Source organism: Sphingomonas metalli, from assembly GCF_014641735.1.
Taxonomy (GTDB): domain Bacteria; phylum Pseudomonadota; class Alphaproteobacteria; order Sphingomonadales; family Sphingomonadaceae; genus Sphingomonas; species Sphingomonas metalli.
Genome location: NZ_BMIH01000001.1, coordinates 827,319 through 843,834, shown reverse-complemented (window position 1 = coordinate 843,834; position 16,516 = coordinate 827,319). Strand labels below are relative to the sequence as shown.

The 16,516-nt window shown below is 70.1% G+C and carries 15 protein-coding genes; 3 read left to right on the top strand and 12 right to left on the bottom strand.

The window, feature by feature from the left end; genetic code table 11:
• Positions 1-48: 48 nt before the first annotated feature.
• Positions 49-843 carry a PEPxxWA-CTERM sorting domain-containing protein gene (locus IEX18_RS18530; RefSeq protein WP_229664354.1) on the bottom strand — a complete coding sequence of 265 codons (795 nt, stop codon included), beginning with the start codon at positions 841-843 and terminating at the stop codon, positions 49-51.
• Between the two features lie 246 nt (positions 844-1,089).
• On the opposite strand from IEX18_RS18530, the gene IEX18_RS04245 reads away from it, so the two are divergent.
• From IEX18_RS04245 to IEX18_RS04235, 3 genes are all read left to right on the top strand, one after another.
• On the top strand, positions 1,090-2,523 hold the full coding sequence (locus IEX18_RS04245) for an amidohydrolase (protein ID WP_188657393.1): 1,434 nt from the start codon (positions 1,090-1,092) through the stop codon (positions 2,521-2,523).
• Positions 2,520-3,809 carry an amidohydrolase family protein gene (locus IEX18_RS04240; protein ID WP_188657390.1) on the top strand — a complete coding sequence of 430 codons (1,290 nt, stop codon included), beginning with the start codon at positions 2,520-2,522 and terminating at the stop codon, positions 3,807-3,809. Before IEX18_RS04245 ends, IEX18_RS04240 begins: the two co-directional genes overlap by 4 nt.
• A gap of 198 nt (positions 3,810-4,007) precedes the next feature.
• Positions 4,008-6,659 carry a TonB-dependent receptor gene (locus IEX18_RS04235; RefSeq protein ID WP_188657389.1) on the top strand — a complete coding sequence of 884 codons (2,652 nt, stop codon included), beginning with the start codon at positions 4,008-4,010 and terminating at the stop codon, positions 6,657-6,659.
• A gap of 205 nt (positions 6,660-6,864) precedes the next feature.
• Here IEX18_RS04235 and IEX18_RS04230 read toward each other — a convergent pair whose 3' ends face one another.
• From IEX18_RS04230 to IEX18_RS04180, 11 genes are all read right to left on the bottom strand, one after another.
• Positions 6,865-7,140 (bottom strand): hypothetical protein, encoded by a 276-nt coding sequence (locus IEX18_RS04230; protein WP_188657387.1) that lies wholly within the window; start codon positions 7,138-7,140, stop codon positions 6,865-6,867.
• Positions 7,133-8,149 carry a chemotaxis protein CheB gene (locus tag IEX18_RS04225; RefSeq protein ID WP_188657386.1) on the bottom strand — a complete coding sequence of 339 codons (1,017 nt, stop codon included), beginning with the start codon at positions 8,147-8,149 and terminating at the stop codon, positions 7,133-7,135. Before IEX18_RS04225 ends, IEX18_RS04230 begins: the two co-directional genes overlap by 8 nt.
• A gap of 45 nt (positions 8,150-8,194) precedes the next feature.
• Positions 8,195-8,632 carry a chemotaxis protein CheW gene (locus IEX18_RS04220; protein ID WP_188657384.1) on the bottom strand — a complete coding sequence of 146 codons (438 nt, stop codon included), beginning with the start codon at positions 8,630-8,632 and terminating at the stop codon, positions 8,195-8,197.
• 36 nt (positions 8,633-8,668) lie between these two features.
• Positions 8,669-9,034, bottom strand: coding sequence for a response regulator (locus IEX18_RS04215; protein WP_188657382.1), 366 nt, complete (start codon positions 9,032-9,034; stop codon positions 8,669-8,671).
• 11 nt (positions 9,035-9,045) lie between these two features.
• Positions 9,046-9,639, bottom strand: a complete 594-nt coding sequence (locus IEX18_RS04210) for a chemotaxis protein CheD (RefSeq protein ID WP_188657380.1) — start codon at positions 9,637-9,639, stop codon at positions 9,046-9,048.
• The gene (locus IEX18_RS04205; RefSeq protein WP_188657378.1) at positions 9,636-10,664 is read right to left on the bottom strand and encodes a protein-glutamate methylesterase/protein-glutamine glutaminase; all 1,029 of its coding nucleotides are present in this window, start codon (positions 10,662-10,664) and stop codon (positions 9,636-9,638) included. The genes IEX18_RS04210 and IEX18_RS04205 overlap by 4 nt, the downstream gene beginning before the upstream one ends.
• Entirely contained in the window at positions 10,661-11,509 is an 849-nt protein-coding gene (locus tag IEX18_RS04200) for a CheR family methyltransferase (RefSeq protein WP_188657376.1), read from the bottom strand. The genes IEX18_RS04205 and IEX18_RS04200 overlap by 4 nt, the downstream gene beginning before the upstream one ends.
• Positions 11,506-13,677 (bottom strand): chemotaxis protein CheA, encoded by a 2,172-nt coding sequence (locus IEX18_RS04195; protein ID WP_188657374.1) that lies wholly within the window; start codon positions 13,675-13,677, stop codon positions 11,506-11,508. The genes IEX18_RS04200 and IEX18_RS04195 overlap by 4 nt, the downstream gene beginning before the upstream one ends.
• A gap of 13 nt (positions 13,678-13,690) precedes the next feature.
• Positions 13,691-13,954, bottom strand: coding sequence for an STAS domain-containing protein (locus IEX18_RS04190; protein WP_188657371.1), 264 nt, complete (start codon positions 13,952-13,954; stop codon positions 13,691-13,693).
• A gap of 72 nt (positions 13,955-14,026) precedes the next feature.
• Positions 14,027-15,442 (bottom strand): methyl-accepting chemotaxis protein, encoded by a 1,416-nt coding sequence (locus IEX18_RS04185; RefSeq protein ID WP_188657369.1) that lies wholly within the window; start codon positions 15,440-15,442, stop codon positions 14,027-14,029.
• A 157-nt stretch (positions 15,443-15,599) separates the two neighbouring features.
• A complete protein-coding gene (locus IEX18_RS04180; RefSeq protein WP_188657367.1) occupies positions 15,600-16,451 on the bottom strand; it encodes a helix-turn-helix domain-containing protein in 852 nt (283 codons plus the stop codon).
• Positions 16,452-16,516: the final 65 nt, after the last annotated feature.

The window sequence follows — 16,516 nt, the reverse complement described above, 5'->3', positions numbered from 1 at the left end:
CGCCTTCTCCGGTTTCCCCTCCCCGGGGTGGCGGGGAGGGGAATGGGATCAGGCCATGGTGACCTTCACCGCGGTGGCGCGGCGGCGGTAGCGCGAGGCGGCGCCGACCATGCCGAAGCCGACCAGCATCATCGCCCAGGTCGCCGGTTCCGGCACCGCGGCGACGGTCGAAACCGACAGGCCGGCCAGCTTGAAGCCGTCGACGAAACAGTCGGGGTTCGCCTGCGAGGCGCCGATCATCCACAGGTTGCCGGCGCCCTTCAGCGAAAAGGTCTGGGTCGCGCCGCCGTTGCTCGTGACGTTCAGCGTGCCGGTGAACATGCCGTTGAGCGAGCTTTCGCTGATGCCGTTCAGCGCCAGCGCCTGGTTCCACGCGCCGGTGATGTTGCCGACCTTGACCGTGGAGTCATTGTCCGGCGTGATGAAGTACTGGCTGATCGCATAGCCGAGCGAGTTCGACGCCACGGTGTAGGCGTTCAGCGTCGCGCTGGCCAGGTTCACGGCCTGGCTGAACTGGAGCAGGATGAAATCGTCGCCGTTGAGATTGTCGACGGTGTGCGTGCCATAGGCGCCGCTCTCGTTGCGGCCGATTGCGCCGAGACCCGCGCTGTAGCTGGTCAGGTTCGACGAGGTGACCTTGCCGTCGTTGACGGTCCAGGCGGTCGCCTTGACGCTCAGCGATTCCTTGCCGCTCGTGGTGGTGTAGGTGCGGCTGTTGCCATAGGTGTCGCCACCCGACAGCGTGCCGCCCGTGGTGGTGTTGAAAGTAAAGCTGGTCGCCGAGGCCGGCGCGGCAACAGCGATGGCGGTCAGGGCCGCGGCGGCGGTGATGATCGTCTTCATTCTGGCTACCCCTTTAAAGAACTTGTTCCGATTTGTGCTGATGAAGTCCTGATCGGGGATGGCCGCCTTGCAATCAACAGCTGAAATCATTGCCTTTTTCTCTCATCGGAACAGAAAATGGTTAACGCTCTGCTTTGTTAACCCTGTCGCGACGGAAAACCGCGGCGCAACGGCGGCGCGGGCCTTGTTCGGGATCGCTTTTCGGTCGTAGGCTCGGGCACGACGACAGCGGAAACGGGGGATTTGATGACGCGACGGGGTTGGGCGGGCGCGACGGCGCTCGCGCTGGTGCTCGCGGGATGCGCGGGCGATGGCGGTCGGCCGCAAAGCGCCTCCGCGCAGCCGGCCAAGGCCCGCGCCCCGGCCCCGGGGCGGGACAAGGGCTATGCCCATGATCCCTTCCCCTCGACCTATCACGCCTATCCCGGCGTGCCGACGCTGGTGACCAACGTCACCATCTATGACGGCGAGGGCGGCCGGATCGATCGCGGGTCGGTGCTGTTCGCCGACGGCAAGGTGGTGGCGCTCGGCCAGACGGTGGAGGCGCCGGCGGGCGCCACGGTGATCGACGGCACCGGCAAGTGGGTGACGCCGGGCGTGATCGACATCCACAGCCATCTGGGCGACTATCCCAGCCCCTCGGTCCAGGCGCTGTCGGACGGAAACGAGGCGACCGATCCGGTGACGCCGGACGTCTGGGCGGAGCACAGCGTCTGGCCGCAGGACCCGGGCTTCAGCCGCGCGCTGGCCAATGGCGGCGTCACGACGCTGCAGATCCTGCCCGGCTCGGCCAATCTGTTCGGTGGCCGTTCGGTGGTGCTCAAGAACGTCTATGCCCGCACGATGCAGGCGATGAAGTTCCCCGGCGCGCCCTATGGCCTGAAGATGGCGTGCGGCGAGAACCCCAAGCGCGTCTATGGCGGCCGCAACCGCAAGCCCGCGACCCGCATGGGCAATATCGCGGTCGATCGCGCCACCTGGGCGCGCGCGGTCAGCTACAAGCGCAAATGGGATCGGTACGAGGACGAGGGCGGCGATCCGCCCGAGCGCGACATCGCGATGGATACGCTGCGCGGCGTGCTGGCGGGCGAGATCCGCGTCCAGAACCACTGCTATCGCGCCGACGAGATGGCCATCGTCATGGATATGGCCAAGGAGTTCGGCTACAAGGTCACCGCCTTCCACCACGCGGTCGAGGCGTACAAGATCGGCGATCTGCTGAAGCAGAACGACACCTGCGCGGCGGTGTGGGCCGACTGGTACGGCTTCAAGATGGAAAGCTATGACGGGATCGGCGCCAATCTCGCGCTCCTCGAGAAGGAGGGGGCCTGCGCGATGATCCATTCGGACGACGCCAACGGCATCCAGCGGCTCAACCAGGAGGTCGCCAAGGCGCTGGCGGCGGGGCGGCGCGCGGGCGTGAACATCTCCGACGCGGCGGCGTGGCGCTGGCTGTCGTACAATCCCGCCAAGGCGCTGGGGATCGAGGATCGGACCGGCAGCCTCAAGCCGGGCAAGATGGCCGATGTGGTGCTGTGGAACGGCGATCCGCTCAGCGTCTATACCCGCCCCGAAAAGGTCTGGGTCGACGGCGCGCTGCTCTACGACGCGACTGATCCCAACCGGCGACCGGTCAGCGATTTTGAACTCGGCCAGCCCGGCGAAGGAGACGTGAAGTGAGGGCGCTGCTCCTCGCCGCCGCGGCGCTGATCGCCGCGCCCGCCGCCGCCCAGACGATCGCGATCACCGGCGGCACCGTCGCGATCGGCGACGGCTCCGCGCCCGTCGAAGGGGGCACGGTCGTGATCCGCGACGGCCGCATCGTCGCAGCGGGCCGCGGCGTTGCCGTGCCCGCGGGGGCCGAGACGATCGACGCGACCGGCAAATGGGTGTCGCCCGGCATCGTCGCCGGAATCGGCAGCATGGGGCTGGTCGATGCCTCGGGCGTCAGCGACAGCAATGATTCGAGCGCGCGCAATTCGCCATACAACGCGGCGATCGACGTCTCCACGGCGATCAATCCCGATGGCGTGGTGATCGGCAACGAGCGCGCGGGCGGCGTGACGCGGGCGATCGTCTCGGCCGATGCGGCGGGCTCGATCTTCGCCGGGCAGGGCGCGATCATCGATCTGGGCGACGATGCCCAGCCGGTCACCCGGCCGCGCGCCTTCCAATATGTCGAGCTGGGCGAGGGCGGGGCCGAGCGGGCGGGCGGCAGCCGCCCGGCCGCCTATGTCATGCTCGCCGACGCCTTCGAACAGGCGGCCGACTATCGCCGCAACCCGGTCGCCTTCGACGGGCGGGGGCGCGATGCGCTGCTGAAGCGGGCGGATGCGCAAGCGCTGCTGCCGGTGCTCGACGGTACCATGCCGCTGGTCGTCCATGTCGAGCGGGCGAGCGATATCCGCCAGGTCCTGACCCTGCCGCGCCGCTATCCCAAGCTGAAGCTGGTGCTGGCCGGCGCGGCCGAGGGCTGGATGGTCGCGCGCGAGATCGCTGCGGCGCGGGTGCCGGTGATGGCCTCCGCGATCGCCGACCTGCCCGCCTCGTTCGAGCAGCTGGCCGCGACCGAGAGCAATGTCGGCCGGCTCCAGCGCGCGGGTGTGACCGTGGGCGTGCTGTTCGACGGCAGCGGCGGCGAGCACAACCTCAAGCAGTTCGCCGGCAATCTGGTGGCGATCGGCAAGATCCCCGGTGCGGCGGGGCTGAGCTGGGGGCAGGCGCTGGCGGCGATCACCTCCGGCCCGGCCGAGGTGATGGGCATCGGCGGCGAGATCGGCTCGCTCCGCCCCGGCCGGCGCGCGGACGTGGTGCTGTGGAGCGGCGACCCGCTGGAGCTGTCGTCGCTGCCCGAGCGGCTGTGGATCGACGGCAAGCCCCAGCCGATGCGCTCGCGCCAGAACCGGCTGCGCGACCGGTATCTCACTCCCGCGGACGGGGCGCTGCCGAAGGCGTACACGCGGTAACGGCTCAAAGCCCCTCCCCTTCAGGGGAGGGGTTGGGGTGGGGCGCTTCCACGGTCGTTGCGTTTGCGGAGGCACCCCACCCCCAACCCCTCCCCTGAAGGGGAGGGGAGGACTTGCCTCACCCAGATCAAACCCCCGCGGCATACTTTCGCGACATTCGGCTGTTACCCGCTCGCCATGATCAGGGCGGAGAGGACGATGCGCGGTTTGGGCTGGTGGATGGCGGCTGTGGCGATGCCGACCGCGGCGATGGCGCAACAGCCGCCTGCAGCGGCGCCGTCCGCGCCCCGCGATGCGCCGAGCGCCGGCAGTGCCGAGGAGGATGCCGGCGACGAGGCGGGCGACATCGTCGTCACCGGCTCGCGCACCCAGCCGGGATCGGTGATCGGCGACATCCCGCCCGACCAGACGCTGAGCCCGGCGGACATCCGCTCCTATGGCGTCAGCTCGATCAACGACCTGCTCACCGAACTCGCGCCGCAGACCACCAGCGGACGTGGCGGTGCGCCGGTGGTATTGCTCAACGGCAAGCGCATCTCCGGCTTCCAGGAGATCCGCGACATCCCGACCGAGGCGATCCAGCGGGTCGAGATCCTGCCCGAGGAGGTCGCGCTGAAATACGGCTATCGCGCCGACAGCCGGGTGGTGAACATCGTGCTGCGCCGCCGCTTCCGCGCCGTGACCGCCGAGCTGGAAGACCGCATTGCCACCGAAGGCGGCCGGCATCTGCCCGAGGCGGATCTCGACGTGCTGCGCATCCAGCGCGACGGGCGGGCGAACCTCCATCTGGAATATGAGGGCGCGACCGCACTCTACGAGGCGGAGCGCGACATCCGCCCGGCGGCGAGCGACGATCCCACCGCACCCGGTTTCGACCAGCGCGCCTATCGAACGCTGCTACCGTCCAGCCGGCAGCTGAGCGCCAACGCCGTCTATGCCCGGCCGCTGCTCGGCACCTCGGCCAGCTTCAACGCGCGGGTCGAGGCGACCGACACGAACGGCGCCTACGGCCTGCCGGTGGCGAGTTTCGATACGGGCGCCGGCACGGTCAGCCGCCTGCTCGATGGCGCGGGCTTCTCGCCGCTGGGCCAGGACCGCAGCGAGCTGACGGTGCATCTGGGCGCCGGCATCAACGGCGATTTCGGCAGCAACTGGCGCTGGACCTTCACCGGCAATTACGACCGCGATCGGACCCGCACCGCGACGCAGACGGGAGTCGATACCAGCGGTTTCCAGGCGCGGATCGATGCCGGCGACCCGACTGCCGATCCCAACGGCCTGCTGACCCCGTCCCAGCTCGGCCCGCTCAACGTCAATCGCGCGCGATCGGTGTCGAGCGTCGGGGGCGGCGACTTCCTCGTCACCGGTTCGCCCTTCTCCCTGCCGGCGGGCAGCGCCAATGCCAGTCTGCGGATCGGCGCCACCACCAGCGACTTCGCCAGCCGGTCGGAGCGGCTGGGGATCGTCCAGAATGCCGATATCGCCCGCGACATCGCCAGCATGCAGGCCAATCTCGATCTGCCGATCGCCAACCGCACGCGCGGCGGGCTGGAGGCGCTGGGCCAGCTCAGCGCCAATCTCAACCTCGGCATCGACCGGTTGTCGGACTTCGGCACGCTGGTCGAGACGGGCTATGGGCTCAACTGGTCGCCGATCGAGGGGGTGCGGCTGATCGGATCGGTCACCGACGAGGAGCAGGCGCCGAGCGCCAGCCAGCTGGGCGCGGCGACGGTGGTGACGCCGGGCGTGCGCGTGTTCGACTATGTCCGCGGCACGACCGCGACGGTGACGACGATCACCGGCGGCAACCCGCTGCTGACCTCCAGCGACCGGCATGTCGAGAAGCTGGGGCTGACGCTGAAGCCCTGGGACCAGCGCGACCTGGTGCTGACCGCCAATTACGTCCGCACCGCGGTCGACAATCCGGTCGCGGGGTTTCCGGCCGCGACGGCGGCGATCGAGGCGTCCTTTCCGGGGCGGTTCGTGCGCAACGAGGACGGCGATCTGGTGCGGATCGATACGCGCGCGGTCAATTTCGCGCGCACCGACCAGTCGCAGCTGCGCTGGGGGATCAATTTCTCCAAGCCGCTGAAGTCGCGCATCCAGCGCGAGTTGGAGGCCTTCCGTGCCGGGACGGGGCCCAACCCGTTCGCCGGGCTCGTGCCGCCGGGCGGCCGGCGCGGTCCGGGAGGGCCGGGTGGTGACGGTTCGCCGCGCGAAGGACGGCCCGGTGGCGGCGAGGGCGGGCCGGGTGGCGGTCCGGGCGGTGGGGGTCCGGGCGGTGGGGGTCCGGGCGGCGGTGGCCGCGGCTTCGGGGGTGGCGGTTTCGGCGGCGGCGGCTTTGGCGGGCGCGGCGGCGGGCAGGGCGGGGGACGGCTGCAATTCGCGGTCTATCATACCGTCGTCTTCACCAACCGGGTGACGGTGGCGGAAGGCGGGCCGGTGCTCGACCTGCTCCGCGGCGACGCGATCGGCTCCTCGGGCGGACAGCCGCGCAACGCGGTAGAGGTGCAGGCGGGCTATACCAATAACGGGCTGGGGGCGCGGCTGTCGGCCAACTGGCGGCAGGCCACCGAGGTCAACGGGCTGACCAGCGCCCAATCGCTGCGCTTCGGATCGCTGACGACGGCGAGCGTGCGGCTGTTCGCCGATTTCGGCGGCCGGCTCGACTGGGTGCGCGCGCATCCCTGGCTGCGCGGTGCGCGGCTGTCGCTGTCGGTCGACAACGTCTTCAACCAGCGCCAGCAGGTGACCGATGCGACGGGTGCGACGCCGGTGGGATACCAGCCCGCCTATCTCGACCCGCTGGGGCGGACGGTGCGGGTGTCGGTGCGGAAGCTATTTTTCTAGACTTCGATCCATCTGCTCGATCGTCGCCCCAGCGCAGGCTGGGGCCTCCCGCGGCTCCTGCCTCGCCCTGGAACCGGGAGATCCCAGCCTTCGCTGGGATGACGGGAGGTGGAGTGGGGGGTCGCCGCACTCAGGGCGGAACCGGGGCATTTGTTCCACGAATGTTCCACGTGGAACATTCTTCCCCCTCATTACGGGAGGTGGCTCAATACGCCCCCGTCGCCAGCACCAGCCGCGCCCGCATGGCCTCCAGCCGGATGGCGGCGAGCGTCGTGTCGGGATCGGCCTCGCTGCGCAGGACGCCGGCGGCCTCGGCGATGGTCTGGGCGAGCCGGTCGAAGCCCTGCAGCGCGTCGGCATGTTTCAGGAACACGACGGGATCGAGGCAGAGGCGCAGCGCCGTCGCCTCCAGTTCGCGCCGCACCGCCTCGAGCTCGGCGGCGAGCGCCCCATGCAGGCTGAGCGGGGCCGGATCAGCCACGGCACATGTCCAGCACCGTCTTGGCGATCTCGCCGATCCTGATCGGCTGGAGCGCCATGCCGCGGCCGAGCTCCAGCGTGCCCGAGCCGTCCTCCGCCGGTGCGACCGCGAAGCCGCGCGCGCCGCGCAGCGCGGCGGCGCCCTGTCCGCCATCGTCGCCGCCCGCCAGCATCACGCCGATCGTCTTGTCCGCCGCGGTCTTGGCGAGCGTGGCCAGCATCAGCGAGATGGACGGGCGCGCGCCCGCGAAGGGCGGCTTGTCGAGCAGGCGGATGCTGCCGCCGGGCCACTGGTCGACATAGACATGTCGCTCGCCGGGGCGGGCGAAGACGATCATGCCCGGTTCGGGCCGGAGTCCCTCGCTCGCCTCGACCACGCGCGGCGCAACCGCGGCGGAGAGCTTGGCGATCATCCCGTCGGCGAGCTCGGGGCGCATGTGCTGAATCACGATCACCGGCGGCCCGTCCGCGGGCCAGCTGCCGAGCACGTCGAACAGCGCCTTGGTGCTGGCGACGTCGCAGCCGATCGCGACGAGCTTGCCGTTCCACGTGAACGGCTCGCTGCTGGTCTTGGCGGCGGGCTTGGCGGTGGCGTCGTGCAGCGCGCGGAAGCGGGCGGGGGCCTCCTTCACCGTCTTGGCGAGCTTGCCGATCGCCGCCTGCACCTCGTCGGGCGTGGCGCGGGTCGGCTTGGGATAGCAGTCGAGCGCGCCGAGCCGCAGCGCCTCGATCGAGCTTTCCGCCCCCTTGGCCGTGAGCGTCGAGAACATCACCACCGGCATCGGGTTCTGCTCCATGATCTCGGCGAGATATTCGAGCCCGCTCATCCCGGGCATCTCGACGTCGAGCGTCATCACGGTGGGCTTCAGATCCTTGACCATCCGTCGCGCCTCCTCGGCGCCATCGGCAAGGCCGACGACCTGGATGTCCTTGTCCTTCTCCAACATGCCCGAGACGAGCGCCCGCATCGTCAGCGAGTCGTCCACCACCAGCACCTTCGCCTTCGCCATGACGCTATTCCTTCAACCACCCTTGAGAATCGTGTGCGATGCCGGTCAGGCCGCCTCGGCCATGGGCGGCGCCAGCCGGTCGAGATCGAGGATCAGGATCATCCGGTCGTCGACCGTCGCCAGTCCTTCGAGCAGCGCGGCGGCCTGGGACGATCCGACATCGGGCAGGGGCTGCATGTCCTCCGGGCGGATGGTGACGATGTCGTTGACCGCATCGACGATGACGCCCTGCAGCTGCTCGCCGATCCGCACGACGATGATGACATGGCGGGTGGTCGGCTCGGTCAGTCCCCAGCCCAGCCGCATGCTGAGGTCGAGCACCGGCAGCACCACGCCGCGCAGGTTGACCACGCCGCGGATGTGCGACGGCACGTTGGGCAAGGGGGTGGCCGGCGACCAGGCGCGGATCTCGCGGATCGCCATGATGTCGATCCCCAGCGACTGGTCGCAGAGTTCGAAGGTGATGAGCTGGCGGTTGGTCATCGTACGGGCTCCGTCGGGTGATGCGGCAAGGAAGGTTCAGACGAGGACGCGGCGGATCGCCGCGGACAGCTTCACGGGGTCGAAGGGCTTGACGATCCAGCCGGTCGCCCCGGCGCGGCGCGCGCGCTGCTTCTTGTCGTCCGAGAATTCAGTCGACAGGACGAGGATCGGCACGTTGTTCCACCGGCTGTGGCCGCGCACCGCCTCGATCAGCTCGAACCCGTCCATGCGCGGCATGTTGATGTCGGTGATGACGAGGTCGGGCGAGGCGGCGTCGATCCGCTCGAGCGCGTCGACGCCGTCCTCGGCGCTGGCGACGCGATAGCCCTCGCCGGCCAGCGCATGCTGGAGGAGCGCGCGCATGCTGGGCGAATCGTCCACGGTCATGATCGTGCGGGTCATGGGGCCTTCCTTCAGAACAGATCGAGTTCGCCGCTGACGACGGCGGGGGTTGCGGGGCGGGGCGATGGGCTGGCCGCGACGACGGCGTCGACGACGAGACGGGCGCGCGACCGGCCGAGCGCCGGCCGGAAATCGACGCGGCGGGCGGAGCGGCCGCCGAGATCGCTGAGGATCAGCGGGATATGCTCCTGCGCGAGGAAGCGGGTGGCGAACGCGCCGTTGTCGCTGCCGATCGAGCGCATGCCGGCGAGGATGTTGGCGCCGCCATAGAGATGCGCACGCAGCCGGTCGCGCCGCGCGCCCAGCCGGAGCATGTCGTTGATCAGCAGCTCCATCGCATGGACGCCGTAGCGGTGCGCGGTGGCGGTATCGACGCGCTGGCCCGGCTGCGGCTCGGCGAGGAGGAAGTGGTTGATGCCGCCGACCTGCGCGTCCGGATCGAACAGGCAGGCCGCGACGCAGCTGCCGAGGATGGTCGTGAACATCACGTCGTCCTCACCGGACACGCCGCGCTCGCCCTGGATCACCCCGATATGGCGCAGGCCGTCGGCGCGCCGGTTGCCCCGTCGCGGCACGCCGTCGACCTGGGTGATGGCGACCCTCATACCGCCAGCTCCATCGCGACCTGCGCGACGCGGTGGACGGGCAGCTGGTGCTCGACCGCGCCGAGATCCCGCGCGACGCCCGGCATGCCGTAGACGACGCTGGTGGCCTCGTCCTGGCCGATCGTGCGCATGCCGGCGCGGCGCATCTCCAGCAGGCCCTGCGCGCCGTCCGCTCCCATGCCGGTGAGGAGGATGCCGACCGCGGGCCGGCCGAGCCGGGCGAGCGAGCGGAACATCACGTCGACCGATGGCCGGTGGCCGCTGACCGTTTCCCCTTCATACAGCCGGATGCGCGGGGCGGACGCGCCGACCACCTCGAGATGCTGCCGCCCGCCGGGGGCTAGATAGACATGGCCCGGACGCAGGATGGTGCCGCTCACCGCTTCCGCCACCTTGGGCGGGCAGAAGCGGTCGAGCCGGTCGGCGAAGCTGGCGGTGAACATCGCCGGCATGTGCTGGACGATCACGGTCGGCGGACAGTCGACGGGAAAGCCGCCGATGACTTCCAGCAGCGTCTCGACCCCGCCGGTCGAGGCGCCGATGCCGATGATGTAGCGGCCGGCCGCGGCCGCGCCGGGCGAGGCGACGGCGCCGATCGCCGCCCGCGTCGCCGGGCGGCTGGCGCGGGCGGGACCGCGGGCCGCGGCCAGCACGATCTGCGCCAGCACCGTATCCTCGCGGATCGCGGCGATCGAGGCGGGCTTGGGAAAACAGTCGAACGCACCGGCGGCAAGCGCGCGCACGGTGGCCGCCGCGCCCTTTTCGGTCATCGCCGAGACGATGACCACGGGCATGGGCCTGAGCGCCATGATCTTGTCGAGGAAGTCGAGCCCGTTCATGCCCGGCATCTCGATGTCGAGCGTCAGCACGTCGGGATCGAGCGCCTTGATCTTGGCGCGCGCCTCCTGCGCATCGGCGGCCTCGCCAACCACCTCGATCTGCGGCTCGCGGCGCAGGATCGCGGCGATCAGGCTGCGCATCGTCGCCGAGTCGTCGACGACCAGCACGCGGACGGGACGGGTCATCCGCGCCTCCGGTAGATGGTGTTGCCGGCCGGCTCGAACAGCGCCGCGGCCGGGCCGATCACGCGTTCCGAATGGCCGATATAGAGGTAGCTGCCCGGCGCGAGCAGCTCGGCGAAGCGTTCGATCAGCCGCTCCTTGGTCGGCTCGTCGAAATAGATCATGACGTTGCGACAGAAGATCGCGTCGAACTTGCCGCGCATCGGCCAGGGATCGAGCAGGTTGAGCTGGCGATTGCTGACGATCCGCCGGAGCTCGGGCGCCATGACCAGCTCGCCGCCCTCTATCCGCGTCCAGCTGCGGCGGTAGCGCTCCGGAATGTCGCGCGCCATCTCGGCCGGGTAGCGCCCCGCCTTGGCGATGCCGAGCACGTGTGGCGTAAGATCGGTCGCGAGGATCGCGACGTCCCGCGTGGCGAGGCGCGCGCCGGCGCTCCGCTCGGTCCCGAGCAGCGTCATCGCCAGCGAATAGGGCTCCTCGCCGCTCGAACTGGCGGAGGACCAGAGCCGCACCGGCAGGCCGCGTTCGGCCGCATCGATCAGGCGCGGGCGCAGCTCGGCCGCGAAATGTTCGAAATGATGGTTCTCGCGGAACAGCTTGGTGTGATTGGTGGTGAGCGCGAAGATCGCCTCGCGGCGCACCTCCGGATCGTTGCGCATCAGCTCGACATAGGCGGGGAAGCCGGGCAGCCCGCGCCGGCGGATCTGCTTGGTCAGGCGCGAATAGACGAGGTTGCGCTTGCCGTCGGGCAGGGTGATGCCCGAATGCGCATACGTCATCCGTGCGATCGCCTGGAACTCGGCCGTGTCGAGCGTATAGTCGCCGACCGGGGCGGCGGCGCTGCTCATGCCGCCAGATCGCGCGAGGCGGCCCGCTGGCGGGCGACCAGCGTCTCGACGTCGAGGATCAGCGCCACGCGGCCGTCGCCCAGCACCGTCGCGCCGGACAGGCCGGTGACGGGGGCGTAATTGGCCTCCAGGCTCTTCACCACCACCTGGCGCTGGTCCTGGATGCCGTCGACCATCAGGATCGACTGGCCCGTGTCGGTCTCGACCACGACCAGCACCGCGCTGGACGGGTCGGTGCAGGCGTCGGGGATGCCGAGCAGGCGGCCGATCGACAGGATCGGCAGATAGGTGCCGCGCACGTCGAGCACGCCTTCGCCCGGACCGAAGGCACGAACCTCGCGCGATTCGGGGCGCAGGCTCTCCACCACATGGGCGAGCGGGATGACATAGGTCTGGGTGCCGACGCTGACGACCATGCCGTCGAGGATGGCGAGCGTCAGCGGCAGGGTGAGCGCGAAGGTCGACCCCTTGCCGAAGCGCGAGGATATGCCGATCCGGCCGCCCAGCGCCTGCACATTCTTGCGCACCACGTCCATGCCGACGCCGCGGCCCGAGATGTTCGACACCGTCGCCGCGGTCGTGAAGCCGGGCGCGAAGATCAGATTGTCGATGTCCTCGTCGGTCAGGTGCGCGTCGGGCGCGACGATGCCGCGCTCCACCGCCTTGGCGCGCACCCGTGCCCGGTCGATCCCGCGCCCGTCATCGGACACGGAGATGACGATCCGGCCGGAGCGATGCTCGGCCGACAGCCGCACCACGCCCTCGGCCGGCTTGCCGATCGCGACGCGCTCGTCGGGGCTTTCGAGGCCGTGGTCGACGGCATTGCGGATCATGTGGGTCAGCGGCTCGCCGATCCGCTCGACCACGGTCTTGTCGACCTCGGTCATCTCGCCCTCGACCTCCAGCCGCACGCGCTTGCCGGTGCCGGCCTCCAGTTCGCGGATGATGCGGGGCACGCGGCTGAACACCGACTTCACCGGCTGCGCGCGGATCGACATCGCGCTGTCCTGCAGTTCGCGGGTCAGGTGATCGAGGTCGGACAGCTCGTCGATCGCGCCGACGCCGTGCATCGACAGCCGCTGCGACAGCATCGCCTGGGTGATGACCAGCTCGCCGACCAGGTTGACGAGCCGGTCGAGCTTGTCGAGCTCGACGCGGATGGTCGCCGAGCCGGCGTTCGCGGCGGCCGCCGGTTCCCGCGCGGCGGGCTCGGCGGCGGCGACCGGCGACGGCGGCACGACGGGGTCGGCCAGCGGCTCGGCCGGCACGACGGACGGCGGTGCGGCGGGTGCGGCCGCTTCGGGCGGTAGGTCCGCCTCGGGCTCGGGGGTCGATGCCACGGCGGGGGCGGCCGGCGGGGGGGCCGTCTCGGCATCCTCTTCGCTCTGAATGGCGAGCGTGCACTGGTCGATCACGAAGTCGAACACCGCCTCGATATCGGTGCGCGCCACCTCGCCCGGCAGGCGATAGGTCCAGGCGATCCAGCATTCGTCGACCACCAGCGCGTCGAGCATCGGCAGCTCGCCGAGGTCGACCGACACGGCACGGCCGCCCAGCCGCTCCAGCTCGCGCAGCAGCGGCAGGGGATCGCCGCCATTGTCGAACGCGCCGCGCGCGGGCTTGAAGCGCACCAGCCAATCGGGTGGACCTGCCGGCGCCCCCGCGGCCGGCAGGTCGATCGACGCGAGCAGCGCGTCGAGGTCGAAATCCATGGGTTCTTCGTCGGGTGCCGTGTCGGCGACCGCGGGCGTGACCTCGTCCACGGCCTCCGGCTCCGCAGCCGGCGCAGGCGCGCCATGGGTGACCGCCTCCAGCCGGGCCAGCACCGCGGTATCGGCCGGCGGCGTGCCGCCGCTTTGCGCGCTGGCGACATGGTCGCTGAGCACGTCGAACGCGGCGAAGAGCAGGTCGGTCAGCGCGGCGTCGGCGGTGCGCTCGCCGGTGCGGATCAGGTCGAGCACCGTCTCCAGATGATGCGAGAAGCCCTGCAGCGCCTCGAAGCCGAACGCGCCGGCGCCGCCCTTGATCGAATGCACCGCGCGAAAGATGGTGTTGATCGTCTCGCCATCGGGACCGGTGTCCCGGGCGGTGGCGAGGTTCGCCTCGACCTGCGCCAGTCCTTCCTCACATTCCTGGAAGAAGATCGCGAGGATCTCGTCGAGTTCCATGGTCGCTCTACCTTCAGCGATCGGGGGCGAGGAGGATGCCGGCACCGGCGGTGGCGATCGCGGCGGCGAGGGCCTCGCTGGGCCGTTCGACCATGGCGACATGGCCGGCGGCGGCGGCGGTGGCATGGGCGCTCAGCAGCAGCTGGATGCCCGCCCCGCCGATCCGCTCGACCGCCGTGCCGTCGAGCAGGATCGAACCCGGCTCGCCGCGCAGCGTGGCGGCGAGGCTGTGGACGGCCGCGAGGTCGATCACGGCCGGCAGCACGATGGCGTTCATCGGCATGTCCTCACATCAACTCTTCGGTCTGCCGGGCGGCGGGGCGCTGCCGCGCCGGCCCGGCGGGGCGCATCAGAATTTGGACCAGTCGTCCTCGTCCGGCTCGACCGCGAGGGCGAGCGCGCCGCGGGTCTGGGGGCGCGGACGGGCGACGATCTTGGCAGGCGCGGCCAGGGCGACCGGACGGGGCGCGGAGAGGAGCGCGGCGCCCGCCTCCTCGCCGGCGAGGCTGAACTTGGCGACATGGCGCGCCAGATCGTCCGCCTCGCTGGCCAGGCTGCGCGCGGCGGCGGTCGATTCCTCGACCATCGCGGCATTCTGCTGCGTCACATTGTCCATTTCGCCGACGGCGGTGTGGACTTCCTGAAGCCCGGACGCCTGCTGGCGCGCGGATTCGGCGATCTGCGAGACGAGCGTGCTGATCTCGCCGATCCGGCCCACGATGCGCTCCAGCGACTTGCCGGTCTCGCCGACCAGTTCGACACCGTTCTCGACCTGCTCGGAGCTGGCGAGGATGCGGGTCTTGACGTCCTTGGCGGCGTCGGCCGAACGCTGGGCGAGCGCCCGTACCTCTGAGGCGACGACCGCGAAGCCCTTGCCGGCGTCACCCGCCCGCGCCGCCTCGACCCCCGCATTGAGGGCGAGGAGGTTGGTCTGGAAGGCGATGCCGTCGATCACCGAGATGATCTCGGAAATCTCCTGGCTCGACCGTTCGATCCCGCCCATGGCGGTGACGGCGTCGCGGACGACCCGGCCGCTCTCCTCGGCATCGTGCTTGGTCTCGCCGACGACGGCGTTGACCCGCGCCGCGCTTTCGGCGGTCTGCTTCACCGTGGAGGTGATCTGGTCCATCGACGCGGCCGTCTCTTCGAGGCTGGCGGCCTGTTGCTCGGTCCGGTGCGACAGGTCGTCCGACGCGGCGCTGATCTCCGACGAGGCGGTGCGGATGCTCGCCGTCGAGCGGGTGACCGCGGCCAGCGCGTCGTTCAGCGCCCGCAAGGCCATGTTGTAGTCGAGGCGCAGCGGCTCATACTCGCTCGGGAAGGGTTCCTCGATATGGCCGGTCAGGTCGCCCTGGGCGAGCTTGCCGAGGCCCATGCCGAGCGCGGTGACCACGAGCTGCTGGGTGGAGCCGGCGGTGGCGACGCGCTCCGCATTGTCGCGGAAGACCTGCATCGCCCGCGCCATCCGCCCGACACAGTCCCGATAGTCGCCATAGCCGATCGGGGCGTGGAGGTCGCCGGCGGCGAGCGCCTCCATGCGGACCACGGTCGCGACATAGCCGCTGGTGATGAGCCGGGCGCTGACCGCGGCGACGATCACCGTCAGGACGGTGGCCGTGGCGGCGAGCGCGAGGGCGGGCGTCGGGGCGCCCGTGCCGGCCAGCGCGACCGCGGCCAGCGAAGACGCCGACAGAACCGAATAGGTGATGAACAGCACCCTGAACTTGGTGCGGATCGGAGCATCCTTTTCAAACCAGCCGATCACGTCGTCTTCTCCTTGTCGAACCGGGCCTTAGCGATCGGGTCCGGGATTTCGTCACCACCGGGTCTTCGGCGTGAAAAGGTAAAGGAGAACGAAAGGAAGAAAGAACTGGCAGGTTTGTCTTAAAGTATGATCCGGAAACTACGAAACTAGTCGATCATCATTGGCCGCGGCCGCCGCGATAGGCGCGGGGCGTCACCCCGCTCGCCTTGCGGAAGCAGCGCGCGAAGTAGCTCTGGTCGTCGAAGCCGCAGGCCAGTGCGATGCTGGCGATCTGGCGACGGGCATTGACCGGGTCGGTCAGCATCCGCCGGGCCTGCACGATGCGCGCGTCGAGGATCGCCTGCGACGTCGTCGTGCCGAGCCGGGCGAAGAGCGAGGACAGGTGGCGCGGGGAGACGCGCATCTGCACCGCCAGCTCGGCCACCCCGAAGCGGGGATCGGCGAGGTTCGCGGCGATGAGCAGCTGGGCGCGATCGATCATCGCGGCGTCGTGGCTGGTGATCCGGGGATCGATGACCTGCGCCGCCAGCCGGGTGGCGAGCTCCGTCATGACCTCGGCCAGTTGCGCTTCGATCAGTTCGTCGCCGGTGTCGCGACGCCCCAGGTCGAGCCGCCCGATATCGACCAGCAGCAACCACAGCCGCTTCACCGCCTGGGCCAGATCGGTCGATCCGTCGAGGGCCACGCAGACGAAGCGGAGGCGATCGTCGACGCGCGATCCGACGCGGCGATCGCCGAGATCGAGGAGGGAGGCGCTCCACGGGCCATCGCGCCGGATCTCGACCGGGTGCGAGCGGTCGATGATCGTCAGGTCCCCGGCGCGCAGCGATGCGGTGCGGCCCGCCTGGGTGACCTCGATCGCCTGATCGGGCCAGAGGATGCCGAAGCCGGAGGCCGGATCGGGCGTGGGCGCTGTGGCGTTCAGCGACTGCAACGACCATTTGCCCACGCGTGGAAACGCCGGATGGCGGGTGGCGGCTTCGGCTCGGTGCTCGCGGTTATACAGCATAATGTCTACACTGTTACCGGTAAGTCCGAAATGGTGATATACGTAAGATTGCCTAATCGCACGCT

Coding starts and splice junctions, on each gene's coding strand:
- IEX18_RS04235 (WP_188657389.1), top strand. CDS start 4,008: ATGCGCGGTTTGGGCTGGTGGATGGCGGCTGTGGCGATGCCGACCGCG.
- IEX18_RS04190 (WP_188657371.1), bottom strand. CDS start 13,954: ATGAACGCCATCGTGCTGCCGGCCGTGATCGACCTCGCGGCCGTCCAC.
- IEX18_RS04205 (WP_188657378.1), bottom strand. CDS start 10,664: ATGACCCGTCCCGTCCGCGTGCTGGTCGTCGACGACTCGGCGACGATG.
- IEX18_RS04195 (WP_188657374.1), bottom strand. CDS start 13,677: ATGGAACTCGACGAGATCCTCGCGATCTTCTTCCAGGAATGTGAGGAA.
- IEX18_RS04220 (WP_188657384.1), bottom strand. CDS start 8,632: ATGACCAACCGCCAGCTCATCACCTTCGAACTCTGCGACCAGTCGCTG.
- IEX18_RS04210 (WP_188657380.1), bottom strand. CDS start 9,639: ATGAGGGTCGCCATCACCCAGGTCGACGGCGTGCCGCGACGGGGCAAC.
- IEX18_RS04200 (WP_188657376.1), bottom strand. CDS start 11,509: ATGAGCAGCGCCGCCGCCCCGGTCGGCGACTATACGCTCGACACGGCC.
- IEX18_RS04225 (WP_188657386.1), bottom strand. CDS start 8,149: ATGGCGAAGGCGAAGGTGCTGGTGGTGGACGACTCGCTGACGATGCGG.
- IEX18_RS04215 (WP_188657382.1), bottom strand. CDS start 9,034: ATGACCCGCACGATCATGACCGTGGACGATTCGCCCAGCATGCGCGCG.
- IEX18_RS04180 (WP_188657367.1), bottom strand. CDS start 16,451: ATGCTGTATAACCGCGAGCACCGAGCCGAAGCCGCCACCCGCCATCCG.
- IEX18_RS18530 (WP_229664354.1), bottom strand. CDS start 843: ATGAAGACGATCATCACCGCCGCCGCGGCCCTGACCGCCATCGCTGTT.
- IEX18_RS04245 (WP_188657393.1), top strand. CDS start 1,090: ATGACGCGACGGGGTTGGGCGGGCGCGACGGCGCTCGCGCTGGTGCTC.